This is a genomic window from Flavobacterium sp. KH_035, assembly GCF_057839565.1.
Window position 1 is genome coordinate 4,797,896 of the sequence record NZ_CM174492.1, and the last position, 14,795, is coordinate 4,812,690.

Below are 14,795 nucleotides of genomic sequence, written 5' to 3' on the forward strand. Positions count from 1 at the left end.
CGAAAACGCGGATTTACACTGATTTTAAAAATCCGTTTTTATCAGCGTCTTTGCGATAGCAAATCCGTTTTATCCGTGTCCTTTATATCAACATTAAGATTAAATCATTTTAAACAAAAAAACCTGACAGCAAAAACTGTCAGGTTCATAATGCTCTCCTTCAGGTGAAAACCAAATAACAAATCACCTGAATTCGAAGCATTTATTCGAAATAAAAATTAGATTAAAAAATAAATAACCAAACTCAATTTTAACCGTTCCAATATTCTATTTCTGTAATTTTCATTCTTCTATACTGATCTTTAGTTTAAAAAGTTCATTACTTTGAATGATTTTTTATTTCCTGCTTTGTCCGTTACAATAACCACAAATAATTGTTTGATAGAGAAATTGTAGTTCTGAAGCAGTACTTCTTTATTATTCTGAACATTTTTATGACTTATCAATGCCTGTCCAATAGTATTGAAAACCTCAACCTGAGCAATATCTCCAGTTTCACTGGAAACAGCTAATGCATCGTTTTTAAAATAAGCTACTGTACTGCTCTTTGTTTCGATTCCTTCAGGCAATGTTCTTGCGGCTGTCTGTCCTGCAAAATAAGCCGCATACGCTTTAGATAATTCAGCTGAATTACCACAAGAAGAAAAGTCCCAGTTTACAGACCAAGTCATTAAACCTCTTAAAGAAGGATATGGTCCGCCTGGCTGCATGGTGTAGGTTCTTCCTGAAAAAGTGGTTCCGGTTCTTAAATAATGCATCGCATTAATTCCTTCAGCCGGCGTTATAAAACCGCTACCTGCTGCACTTGGACAAGCCGGTAATGCAATAAGAACTTTTGAGGCCGGTAAACCATCATAACGCATTCCTGTAGTACCAATGTTATGCCCTTTTATTACCATATCAGTTAGGGCTGTTACCATGTTTGCTCTCTTAGCTGAACCATAGTACTGACCATCTAATCCGTTTTCTCCTCCTGTATTATACAATTGTACCGCTAACAAATCCAATTCATTACGCAAGTTTTGAATGATTGGCAAGAACGAACCAAAAGTATCATTATAGGTAGAATATCCTCCTTGTACGTATTGTGTTTCCGGAGCTGCAGTTAATAAAAACCCAGGGCCATAGTGCGCTTTTAATTCTTTGAAAGCATCTACTACGTTTTTTAATCTTGGATAAGCAGAAATACCCGCATAAGAAATATCTCTTAAACCTCCTGCACTAAAATTCATCGATCCGCCTTCAAAATCGATATCAACTCCATCAAATTGATACTCGTCAATAATTGCTTTCAGACCATTAACAAAAATATTTTTTTGATTTACATTCTCCAAAACAACATGACCATTTTGACCTCCAATAGAAACAATAACAGGAACGCCACTATCTCTTAAAGATTTTATATCATTTTTCAATAGTTGTTTATTGAAAACTCCATTGGTCAAATATCTGGCATCATTAGTAGTTAATACTGGCGTATAACCATCACGGTTAACGGTTTCTACGAAAGCATAATCAACTACGTTAAATTTACTTCCCACCATTTGAGAAAAATATAAAAATGGAGCACCAGCATTTTCCCAGGAATGTGCATATCCTAAAATAATTTTAGATGGAAGTGGAATAAATCTATTAGTACCCACCGGAGCAATTTTAATGGTATTGTTTAATGTAGTTACCCCAGATTTATTATCGGTTGCTTTTATTACAACCGGATAATCCTGATAAGCAGCTGGTGTAAAATTATAGGCATAGGTATTATTTGTACCAGCTGTCATGTTGAATGTACCTCCGTTTATTGTAATAGTTACTCCCGAAACCGATCCGTCACTATCAACAGCTGTAACCGAAATTGGAACAGCCTGGAAAGTATTTTGGTATACAGTAGTATTCGATGGTGAATTCCAAGTAACTACAGGCAATGTATTTGGACAGTTTGCACCTGAACAGTTTAATACAAAATTATATGTTTTTGCATCTGTTGTACCGTTTGATGCAGTAGCTGTAACCGTTAATGTATGACTAAGCGAAAACTGATTTGCTACTGGTGTCCAAATCGCGGTATAAGTTCCCGAAGAATTGATAGCACTCAGGCTTTGTCCATCTAAACTAAAGGAAACTGACGAGATTGTAGTGGCGTCAGCCGCACTTAATCCAACACTAGCAACAAAATTAATCGCTGACCCTAAATTTATAGCAATTGTCGGAGCTGTTGGCGCTGTAATGGTAACCACCGGTTTAGTCACAACCACCGCTTGTGTATTAAAATTATAAACTTGTGGTGTCGTTGGCATTGCAAAATTTGCCAAATTATTTGGGTAATAATTAGTTCCATTATTCTCCCATCCATTCAGCTTTAAACTTAAAACTTGTGCATAACCTGCTACAACCGAATTGTCATAGGTAAAGTTCCCCTGAGCATCTGTTGTTGCAATAACACTTTTCCATCCGTGTGTATTATCGGTCCAAGGCACAACTAATTCTACTTTCGCTCCTGAAACCGGAACTGAACCATTTTTAACGGTTCCGCTAATTAGATTTGTACTGGCCAAATTTTGTGTAAAATCCAGTGTTTTATTCCCTGAATTCGTTGTTGAAACTGCTGATACTGGAGCAAATGTTAGATTTGTTTTGGCAGCCGTTACTTTATAATCAGATCCTGAAGCCAGATTTGCAAAAGAGTAAGATCCGTCAGCAGCTGTAGTAGCCGTTAAAGTTGTTGTACCCGAAACAGCCGAAACTATAGCACCTGATACCGGAGTAGTTCCGTTTAAAACTTTTCCGTTTATGGCATAAGATGATGTTCTTGCAGTAGCACTCGTATTGAAGTTATAAACCTGTGGAGTTGCCGGAACAGCAAAACTGGTCAGATTATTTGGAAAATAATTAACGTCGTTATTTTGCCAAGCATTCAATTTCAAACTCGAAATAGTAGTATATCCATCTACAACTGAATTGGCAAAGCTATAATTTCCTTGTGCATCTGTAGTCGCCAAAACGCTTTTCCATCCGTGTGTATTGTCAGTCCAAGGTAAAATGATTTCTACTTTAGCTCCTGCAACTGGAACTGTACCATTTTTAACGGTTCCGCTAATTTTACTTGTTCCAACATTAAATTCGGCAAAATTTAAAGTTTTATCAGCTATCAAATTACTATAAACCGTTGAAGCCGGGGTATAGGTTTTACCAGGAGCCGCAGCCGTTATGGTATAATTTCCTCCTGATGGCAAACTAAGACTATAACCGCTCGCAGTAGAAATTGCCGTAACAGTTGCTCCTGTAGAAGTTGCTGTAACAGTTACTCCTGAAGCTGGTGTAGTTCCGTTTAAAATTGTACCACTAACGGTATAATATACAATTGGAGAACCTTGTGTAAAGTTCAACGTTTTATTACTATCTATCGCATTATATACTGTCGACGCTGGAGTATATGGAAAACCAGTCTTAGCAGCTGTAACTGTAAAATTTAGTCCAGCAGTTAAACCTGTAATGCTATAAGCTCCCGTCGCATTAGAAACAGCAGTTAAAACGGTCGTACCGGAAGTTGCTGTAACTGTAACTCCCGAAATTGGCGTAGTTGGCGTAGTATTACTTAAAACCGTTCCACTCACAGTATACAAAGGTTGTGTTCCCTGAATCACTACACCAGTTTGATTAGTCGTTACATTAGTTAAATTAACAGCTGTAAAAGTATAAGCTGCCTTTAACGCTGTAAGGCTATAATTTTGACCAGATGTTAAATTATTGAATGTAAAATTCCCCGTTGCTGAAGTTACGGTTTGCAAAACTACATTACTGGCGTTGCGCAATTCAACTGTTACATCAGTCACTAAAGCAGTTCCATTTTTTACAGAGCCGGCAATGCTTACTGTTCCCGGAACAATACTTCCAAATGAAGTATCTACCTGAGTTAAAAGTGAATTAGGGATAGAGCCTCTGGTATCCTGAGATAATTCCCAAATCATACCACCGGCCAGATTTTTAGATTTGATGTACTGTACTTTTAAATCCATTGACTGTTTATCTTCATAACTGATAAACTGTTTCAAACTACTGTTGTACAAATAAGGAACTTTGGTCGTGTTATCAAAATACCTTACCCAACCTGCAGCAGCTGCCGTTGGCGTAACTAACATGGTATTTGGATCTAAAAAAGCATGCGAATTGGTAACTGGATTTCCAACCAGACCACAAATTTCGATACTACCGGATTTCTCACAAGCTGCCGGCCCATCCCAGGTTCCTGTTGGGTTTTGAGGATTTGTACAGCCTGCAACATTATATCTTGGTGCAGAAACAAATAACCCCGGAAGATTTGGATTGGTTCCATTATTGGCAACGTTGTCAAATTTTTTACCGTAAAAAGGCAATCCCATGATTAATTTATTGGCAGGAAAACCAACTACATTCAAATAGATGTTCGTCAACTCATCCAGTGATTCTGACTGAGTTGCTCCATATAATGGATCATTCGGGTTTCCGCTTCCATAGAGAGGAGCATTATAGCATGTTTTATCATACCAGTTTCCGCCAAAATCGTATCCAAAGTAAGTAATGTAATCACAGTACGTTGAAATATCTTCGGTCATTCCAAACTGTGCCCTGTTGTTTGGCCCTAAATATTGTTTAGGCACATTTCGAACATTGTTTCCGGCTGCAATAGTCACTAGTTTATTAGGCATTGCCTGACGCATGGCTTTTAATAAAAGTACCAGGTTTTTGTTGTCATCCGGATGGTATTTTTGTGGAGGAACCGGTATTCCGTTCACAATTTCAGTACCGTCTGTTCCTCCCATAAGAGGATACTCCCAGTCGATATCAAATCCATCAATAAACGGATAAGTGACAATGAAGTTTGCCATATCCGCAGCTAAAGCAGCTCTTGCCACCGGACTTGCGGCAATTGGAGAAAGATCCTGACCTTTAGTCCATCCTCCAACAGAGATTAAAATTTTTAAATGCGGATACTTTTCTTTCAACTTTTTCAAGTCATAAAAATTCCCTTTTACAGGAGCATCCCATGGAATTCCGCCTTCCGTATGCTCATAATCAGCATAGGTATCCAAACATTTTAATTTTGTATTCTCCGGACGGGCAGGGTCAAAAGTTGTCCCGTAAAAAGAATAATTCAAATGGGTTATCTTGCTCCCGTCTATCTTGGGAACATTGAAATCCCGGGCATAAATTGCCCATTGCGCATAATACCCTACTACTTTTTTACCGTGGGCTGGTTGGGCCGACGCAAGCAAGGGAAACAGTAACAAAAAGAGTAATCTGTAATAATGTTTCATAGTTAATAAATATTGGTTAATAGAAAATAAATATTCCAATTACAATACCTTACCCGCCAAAATGCAGCAAATAAATACAATAACCGGGGTTCAATACACCGCGAATAAAAAACATCGCGATACAGTGGATTTTTAATTCATTACTTCTAAAAATAAATATTACTATTACTGATTCTAGCCATAATCGTTAGTGAATAGTAGTGACTGATATTTATTTAATTTTAAAAAAAATTAGTTTAAACACAGAAGATAAATTTGGGATTCATCAATCTAAATACTTTACTTTTTGTCATGTTTTGTTTTATGCGTCTTATTTGGTTTTTAAATGTTAATACTATTTATGATGGTTATATTTTTATTATGATTAATTGGTTTCAAGTTAGAAATACAGTCAAAATCACCATAATTATCTCTGCCAGAAGCCTCTGGCAGAGACAATAAATTACTAAATAACGTGGTAAAAAAAACTTACTAAATACTAACTCAAACAAATCTTTAAATTAATTTTTTGAAACTTTCATATACTGATAACTCAACATCAGCGTGGTCTTTACTGTTACATTGCTCAATTAAATTTTTCAGATCCTCTCCTTTTAAAGTTGATTTATTATCTAAAACGAGTAATAATTCCTGCGATGCATCATTCAACTTTTTAGACAAAGGCAAGATGTGCTGTATTAATGGTGCATTAGCACTTAATTCAACCAGTCCTTTGTTTACAGCGATCCATTTGTTTAAAAATGCCGCTACTTTTGCTTTATTATCTGGAGTTTTATTTGCTAAATATTGTGCTACAGCAGCATCAAAAGCTAAAGAGTCTTTGGCATCCGGTGTACAGGCATCTGCAAAAAGAGTTAACGGAGAATACATTTGATATTCAGTTCCTCCTTTGTTTCGTTTATAACCTTTTAAAGGCTCACAAACATTTGTAAAATCTTCTACGAAATCAATGTTCTGATTATTCGAGATGTTTCTCAGAATCACGTCCTTATTACGAATGTGCGTTATTCCTAACTCTTCCAATCTGAAAGAAACTACATCAAGACGTTTACGCATGCTCTCCAAATCTGTAATATCTTCAGCCGACCAAAGTCTTTCAGCGATCGCAGCTGTTCTTGGCCAAAGTCTTGAATCAATTGTTGATGACGATACAAGTTCTGTCCACATTGTTGCTTCACCTCCTAATACTCTTGCTTTTTCTTCAGTGCTTAAGTTTGCTCCTTTTGGCATTGGATCATTTAAATAATGACTCGCAACCGGATACATTAAATCAACATAATATCCATTGGACATTACTGTTTTATACCCTTTTTTTACTGATTCAATTAAGGACTGCCCCGCTACTACTCCTTCATTAGGACCTCTCCAGGCATGAATAATTGCATCTTTTGACATATTCTTGGTCAAAATTTCTTCCCAACCCATTAACTGTTTCCCATGTTTCTTAAGCATTGGAATTAATTTCATGGTAAAATAAGTCTGTAACTCATGATTGGTCGTTAACTGATTTTTCTTTTTGAATTCCTGAATTTTTGGATTTGAATCCCAGTCCTTCCCTTCATTCTCATCTCCACCAATATGAAAATAAGCACCTGGGAATAATGGGCAAACCTCATCAAAAAGTTCACTTAATAATTGATATGTTTTAGGATTTGAAGGATCTAATGTTGGCGAAAAAATACCCGCATTTCTTTCAATTCCATAGGTCGCAATTGCTGTTCCCTGAATATTTTTTTCAGAAGTTCCTCCTGTCAGTGTAATCACTTTGCTTCCGATTTCCGGGTAAGCCGTAAGTATTGCAGATGCATGACCAGGAACATCTATTTCCGGAACGATCAAAATACCGCGCTCATCAGCATATTTTACGATATTTTTAATCTCCTCTTGTGTGTAATACATTCCATCCGAAGCTTTTTCAATTAGTTTTGGATGTTTTTTCATTTCAATTCTCCATCCCTGATCGTCTACTAAATGCCAATGAAGGACATTCATTTTCGTAGCTGCCAAGGCATCGATGTTTCTTTTGATCACGTCTACCGGCTGAAAATGTCTGGCAGCATCGACCATCAAACCTCTCCAGGTAAATCTTGGGAAATCTGATATTTTTGATACAGGAAAATAAAATGAGTTGTTATTATTCTGCATTATTTGCAATAAGGTTTCAAGACCGTGCAGCGCTCCTAAATCACTTGTTGCATTTATTGCAATTTTGTTTTGTTTGATATCTAAATGATAGCTTTCGTCTTCATACAAACCAATTTTTCCGCTCTTGGTACAATTGATTTGAAGCTCGGCTGTAGGAACTTCATTTAGTTTGGTAATAAATCCTTGTTCGAAAAAAATACCGGTTCTACCATCTAATCGGCGTAAAAAGCGAGTTACTCCTCCAAAAATTCGAGGATTTGGGTTTCCGGTGATGTTTACTTTAAAATTTTTAGTTAAAGCAAAATTGCCATCGCTTAAAACAACACTTTGAGGCCAAGGCATAAGGTTTAGCTGCTCTTTTTGAACCTGAGCACTAGCTGTTACACCTGCTAATAGTAGGACTAATAAATATTTCATTTTTAATGTTTTTGGAAAGATGTTGTCTGAGACAACATTAATAATAAATAAAAGAAACAAAATTCAGAAGGATTTCTATTGAACCCTCACTACTCCTAATGAAATCAATCTGAATTTTGTAATGTAATCCGCTCTCACCCGGATCTTATAATCTAATTTTAATAATCAAAGCGTTTAAAGGCCTCAATTGCTTCGTATTCTGCTAGTCCTAATTCATCGTATAAAACGGCTGTATTTTTGTTACGGTCTTCGGCTCTTACCCAAAATTCTCTCGAGTCATTACCCTGAAACATTACCCTGTCTTTTTGAGACTGGTGGTACAAAATGGCGTGACGTTTTAACAATACTTCTGATGGAGAAAGCGGAACGGCCATGTCAATTTCATGAATGTCCCACTCGTGCCATGCACCTCGATACAACCACAACCAGCAATCGTCCATGTATTTTTGCGGTTTTAGTTCTTTCATCGCTGCAAAGATGGCATTCAGACAAACTTCGTGTGTGCCGTGAGGATCAGCCAGATCTCCGGCAGCAAATACCTGATGCGGTTTGATTTGTGCAATGATCTCTTTTACAATAGCGATGTCCTCAGCACCTAATGGATTTTTCTTCACCTGTCCGGTTTCGTAAAACGGAAGATCTAAAAAGTGAGTATTCTCATCTTTCAACCCAATGTATCTTGTTGCCGCGTAAGATTCTCTTCTTCGAATCAGTCCTTTTAATTTGCGAACTTGTAAAGAATCAATTTGGTTCTCAGATTTGTTATTCAAGAATTCAATGACAGCTTTAAAGTCAATTCCCGAGGCAGCATCACCAAGAAAATCTTTAGCCACTTCGGCAAATTTTAATGCCTCATCGTCTGTAACGGCTATATTTCCGGAGGTCTGATATACAACATGTACATCGTGACCTTGTTTTATCAATTTTGAAAAAGTTCCTCCCATAGAAATCACATCATCATCCGGATGTGGACTAAAAAGAATCACTCGTTTTTTTGAAGGATTGGCTCTTTCAGGACGATGCGAATCGTCGGTATTGGGTTTTCCACCCGGCCATCCTGTGATGGTATGCTGCAAGACGTTGAACATATTGATGTTCAAGTCATAAGCAGAACCTTCCTGTGCCAAAAGATCAGACATTCCGTTGTTGTTGTAATCTCTGTCGGTTAATTTTAAAATAGACTGTTTTGTTTTTTGGCACAACCAAACAATCGCTTTGCTTTTTAATTCTTGTGTCCAGATACATTCTCCTACTAACCAAGGCGTTTTGAAACGCGTTAATTCTGAGGCTGCTGACTGGTCTAATACAAATGTAGCATTGGCATGATTTTGTAAAAAAGTAGCCGGAACTTCCGAACTGATATCTCCCTGGATGGTTCTCTTGATGATATCGGCTTTGTTTTGTCCCCAGGCCATCAGTACAATTCGCTTTGATCTCATGATAGTAGAAACTCCCATGGTGATCGCTCTTTTAGGAACATTGTCGATCCCATTAAAATCTGAAGAAGCATCGACTCTTGTAATATGATCCAGTGTAATAATTCTGGTTCCGGAGTTGATGTGGGATCCCGGTTCGTTGAAACCTACGTGACCCGTACGACCAATTCCTAATAATTGAAAGTCAAGACCTCCTGCATTTTTAATATTCATTTCGTAATCGATGCAGTATTGATTAAGTTCCTCAATGGCAACGGTTCCGTCGGGAATATTTACATTCTCGGGTTTGATGTCAATATGATTAAAAAGATGCTGGTGCATGAAATAATGATAGCTCTGATTATTCTCTTTGGTCATCGGATAATATTCATCCAGATTAAAAGTGATCACATTGCTAAAACTTAAGCCTTCTTCTCTGTGCATTCTCACTAATTCTTCATAAACTTTTATAGGAGAAGAACCTGTGGCCAAACCTAATACGCAAGATTTATTCTTTTCTTGTTTCGATCGGATTAATTGCGCGATTTCCTGTGCTACAATTACCGAAGCTTCTGCAGAGTTCCTGAAAATTTCATTGTGGATTTTTTCAAATCGTGTCTCTTCAAACTTCCCCGCGCTTTTATAGCTGATATCAGGTTTTATTTCTAAAGCACTTTTCATTTCTTTTCTTTTTATAATAATTACAATTTTGGTTTTTGAAATGGTATAAGCAACCTTCGTCACTTATACCATTTACTAACCAAACTTAAATTCTTTTAATACTTGGATTTATTTTTTAGAAATTTGGAGCATTAACATCCCACCAAAGTCTGGTTCCACCATTGTCTGGTCCTCCTAATTTGGCAAGTCCTGTCTCGTAACCACCTTTATTACCTGCTTTCTCAGCGACAACAAAATTGATTCTTCTCACACCAAGCTCTGTAGAAATTGTACCTCCACTATAATTTTTAAGTACTTTAAAAAGTTTAGGATATCCTGTTCTTCTGTAATCAGACCAAGCTTCCTGACCTTCAGGGAAACCGGCAATCCATTTTTGAGTAACAATTTTTTGCAATTTTACCTCATTAGTTGCTGCCGCATCCCAGGCAACAGTCACATTATTTAATGGTGCTGCATTATTCTCCGGGAACTTAGGATCTACATAAGCTGCAGCAGTACCTGTATTGTTTGCTGTATAAGCCGCTGCACCTGAAACTCCTCTTTGATCAAATGACGCTGCAATTCCTTGTTCATACAATGATTTAGCATCTCCGCCCATATTCCATCCTCTTAAAGCTCCTTCCGCTCTTAAAAAATAAGCTTCCGCAGTAGTCATTAGAGTTATTTCTTTAGTCTTAATAACTGATCCAACTCGAGAAAAATTCTCATGATCACTTTTTGAAGCCATAGCTATACCTGTACGAATCCCTTTATACTGACCTGGAAATTCCGTTGAAGTCTCAAAATAAACAGGTAATCTAGGATCATTGTATCCTTTTAGAATAGATTCCATATCAGCAGACATAGCGATATCTCCCCATCCATTACTTATAGTTTGAATTGGATTAGTATAAACAGGAGATACAATTTTGAACAAATCTGAATTTGCAGTGAAAACTCCAAATTTATGTGCCACAGCTTTTTCAGCCTGAGTCTTAGCCAAATCTGGTTTCACTTTTACAACACGCATGGCTAATCTCAAACGCAAGGTATTAGCAAATTTTACCCATAATTTATAATCACCCTTATAACCTGATTCATCAGCTGAAGCAAAAACACTAACCTCGCCAGCATCAACTCTTTTAGTTAATTCTGCCACTGCAAAATCCAGTTCACTAAACATTTGAGTGTACACCTCTTCTTGTGAATCATATGGAATAGTAGTCTCCAGAGTACCAAACTTCGAGTAAATAATAGGTCCAAAAATATCGGTCAGCCTATGCATCCCTTCTACTTTTAAAATCAACGACAAGGCGTAAAACTGATCGTATTTTCCTTTCGCTTTGTTGGCAATATCATTAGCATTATACATTATATTCTTGTAAGCAGTCTCCCAACAAGTACCATTCCAGTTATCAAGAAGATAGTAAGTCGTATTATTCAAATTCCCAAAAGGATGAGGAGTTGCCATATATCCAGACCAAACATCACTATTTAATCCTTGTTGTAATTGATAAAGATCTGGCGGGGTTAAAACCTGGATATTATTAAACATCGGAGAAAACCCACCTTTAATATGATTAAAATCCTGCTCAAAAAGCTCTGGTGTAATACCATTTGGATTCGTATTTATTTCCTCAAAATTATCTGTACACGCAACTACCGTAAGTAACGAAGCACAGATTGTTGTTACTTTTATTATTTTATTTAGTTTCATCTTTTTAATTTTTTAGAAAGTTACATTTAAATTAAGACCGATACTTCTGGTAGAAGGCAAACCATAAATATCAACACCTTGTAAACCTTGACCTGTACTTAATGCAATGTTTGGATCAAAAGGAGCATCTTTGTATATAAAAAATAAGTTTCTGGCGATTAAAGAGATACTAGCTGCCTGAATAAAAGGTAATGCTTTTGGATTAAAATTGTATCCAATTGAAACCTCTCTAACGTTTACATTTGTTGCGCTATAAACATACTCTCCACTAATTCCTTGTCTACCTCCAACTTGTTTGTAATAAGACTCGGCACTCATTGTAGGAACAGCAACACCGTCGCTTGCTCTCACTCCGTTAATATTTACACCTCCAGCATTTCTGGCATCACCTGTTGCTTTCGAAACTCCATTAATATCGTTTACTGCTTCTGTTAAACTCATTACATCACCACCAAAACGACCATCAATTAATACACTTGCAAAGAAAGATCCAAATTTAAATGAGTTAGAAAGACCTAACATAAAATCAGGATTAGAATTACCTACTTCCTCAAAACCAGTTTTTTGAAGAGTACCATCATCGTTTAACAATGGTCTGCCTTGCGCATCTCTCTTAATATTAATTCCTTCAATAACTCCAAATGGTTTTCCTTCAATTAATGCATATCTGTAACTGTTTACACCAGCATTGGTAAGGTTAATTCTACCTCCTAATTCAGTAGGAATTTCTTTTACTTTATTTCTGTTATGAGAATAGTTCACAGCTGCATCCCAAGAAAATTTATCTCCTCTAACGATTCCTGCATTTAAAACAACCTCTATACCTTTATTCTCTATACTACCAGCATTAATTCCATAAAAATCAACACCTTGTACATTTCCAATTGGAGCCACTACTTGTAAATACTGATTCTTAGTTTCTGAATGATAGTAAGAAAACTCAAATCCTAATCTATTATTAAACATTCTCCATTCAGTACCTAGTTCGTATTCTGTTTTTAACTCAGGCTTCAAACTTGTACCAGTTTTTGGTGCAACAATTGGATTGTATTTTGTACCGCTTCCTTGTGGGTAATAATTTGTAGGAGACGTTATAAATGGAGCGACATCATTACCAGCCCTAGCATAAGCTGCACGAACTTTACCATAGTTAATAAATTCCGGCAAAGTAGTCATCTCACTAATAATACCTGTTAAACCAACTGATGGATAAAAATATCCTCCTTCATCTGTATTTACTAAAGTAGAAGACCAGTCTTTTCTACCTGTAAGATCTAAGAACAACATATCTTTATAACCAAAAGTAGTTGCAGCAAATATGGATTGAATTTCTTTGTTGGATTCAATTAACTGATAATTTTCAGCATTGTTATTAAAATTATGCAATGTAAACCAGTTTGCATATTTTAAACCTCCACCAACTCCTGAATCCAGGATCGTTCTTTGATTAATCAATGTATTTCTTACACTGGTTCCAATGTTTGCATTGAATGTGAAATCTGAACCGATTTTTGTATTTATAGTTGCTATTAAATCGGCATAACGTTGTGTACTTAAAGAATTTTCATGATAATATCTACCATTTACATGAGATAGAGCTCCCTGAGTAGTTGCATAAACAAATTTATCAAACTCACTTGATGCTCTATTATAACTATATCTGCTGGCAATACTTAACCAATTAGTAGCTTTATAAGTTAAAGATAAAGATCCATTAAAAAAATCATTCTTATCTTCTGATTTATTTCTGTTTATTACCCAATATGGATTTTGCATAAAATCTACATTAGACACCCAATTTTGAGCCATTAAATTTCTTGTTGGATCAAAAACTTCGTAATTATCTTTATAAAAATTAAAATCATTTCCTCTTGGCATTAAATAAACACCAGTAAGCGTATTAAAATAAAGACCGTTTACAGGTTTGTTTCCAATTGACTGAGAAGTATAATTTGCATTTGCTGCAAAGGTCAATTTATCTCCAAAGAACTTAGCTGTTTGGCGAATTCCAAAATTATTTTTCTTTAGACTATTACCCGGAGTAATTCCTGAAGAAGTGGTATTGGCATAAGAAAATGCCGTAGTCGAATTTTCGGTACCAGTAGAGTACCCTACTGAACTAATTTGAGTAACTCCTGTATTAAAGAAATCTTTAACGTGATCATTCGTTTTTTGCTTTGCTCCCCATGTTTCTGTCGCTCCCTTTAATGCAACGTAATCTGATTGAAATTTAGGCAAATAAGCTGCTGTTTCAAAAGTAGTTACTGAAGAAGCAGTAATATTTGCTTTCCCTGTTTTTGCTTTTTTAGAAGATAGCAAAATTACTCCATTTGCTCCCTGACTACCATATAATACAGAAGCAGCTGCACCTTTAAGAACCGTCATTCCATCGTAATCATCAGGATTAACTAAAGAAACAACATCACCACCGTCACGATTACCTCCTGACAAGCTTCCAAATGACTCCGTTGGCTGACCAGCAGTACCAGGACTCAATATCGGAATACCATCAATAACATATAATGGCTGGCTATTCACAACAGATGAATTTCCGCGGATAACTACTTTTGTCGATCCACCAGTACCTCCTGAACTTCTGGTTACTGCAACACCGGCAATTTTACCAGCAATTGTATTGATAACGTTCGCATCTCTTACACGTGTTAACTCTTCTCCTTTAAGTTCCTGAGCCGCATAAGTTAAAGATTTTCTTGTTTTCTTTATACCTAATGAAGTTACAACAACCTCTGTAAGTGCATTCGAGGCTGCTTGTAGCATTTTAACATTAATTGTAGCAGCATCACCTACAACTATTGATTGTGTTTCAAGACCAACATAAGTAAAAACTAAAGTCTGTCCTTTTTGAACTTCAATTGTGTACACTCCGTCAAAATCGGAAGTAGTTCCCTTTTGACCTCCTTGTACCGCAATGGACGCCCCTGGCAATGGCAGTCCATCAGAATCTGTAATCACACCTTTAATATTTTTTACCTGAGCAAGCGAAACTTGCGCCGTAAAAACAATCATAAAGATTAAGAAAATTTTTTTCATGTTAATTTATTTTGTTAGTTATAGGGTAAAATTATTCTTAACGTATTGTTAAAAAAAATAAATTATACAAACAGCATTAAATTTTAAACGAACGACATA

5 protein-coding genes are annotated in these 14,795 nt (G+C 36.4%); all 5 read right to left on the reverse strand.

The window, feature by feature from the left end; all coding sequences use genetic code 11:
- Positions 1 to 302 precede the first annotated feature (302 nt).
- The 5 genes from chiA to AC3IS6_RS19500 all read right to left on the reverse strand — a co-directional run bounded on the left by chiA (position 303) and on the right by AC3IS6_RS19500 (position 14,696).
- Complete coding sequence (chiA, locus tag AC3IS6_RS19480; protein ID WP_489161809.1) at positions 303 to 5,291, reverse strand: T9SS-translocated chitinase ChiA; 4,989 nt, start codon at positions 5,289 to 5,291, stop codon at positions 303 to 305.
- A 495-nt stretch (positions 5,292 to 5,786) separates the two neighbouring features.
- Positions 5,787 to 7,853 carry a beta-N-acetylhexosaminidase gene (locus AC3IS6_RS19485; protein ID WP_489161811.1) on the reverse strand — a complete coding sequence of 689 codons (2,067 nt, stop codon included), beginning with the start codon at positions 7,851 to 7,853 and terminating at the stop codon, positions 5,787 to 5,789.
- 158 nt (positions 7,854 to 8,011) lie between these two features.
- On the reverse strand, positions 8,012 to 9,949 hold the full coding sequence (nagB, locus tag AC3IS6_RS19490) for a glucosamine-6-phosphate deaminase (protein ID WP_489161813.1): 1,938 nt from the start codon (positions 9,947 to 9,949) through the stop codon (positions 8,012 to 8,014).
- A gap of 115 nt (positions 9,950 to 10,064) precedes the next feature.
- Complete coding sequence (locus AC3IS6_RS19495; RefSeq protein ID WP_489161814.1) at positions 10,065 to 11,645, reverse strand: RagB/SusD family nutrient uptake outer membrane protein; 1,581 nt, start codon at positions 11,643 to 11,645, stop codon at positions 10,065 to 10,067.
- A 12-nt stretch (positions 11,646 to 11,657) separates the two neighbouring features.
- Positions 11,658 to 14,696, reverse strand: a complete 3,039-nt coding sequence (locus tag AC3IS6_RS19500) for a SusC/RagA family TonB-linked outer membrane protein (RefSeq protein ID WP_489161815.1) — start codon at positions 14,694 to 14,696, stop codon at positions 11,658 to 11,660.
- Positions 14,697 to 14,795: the final 99 nt, after the last annotated feature.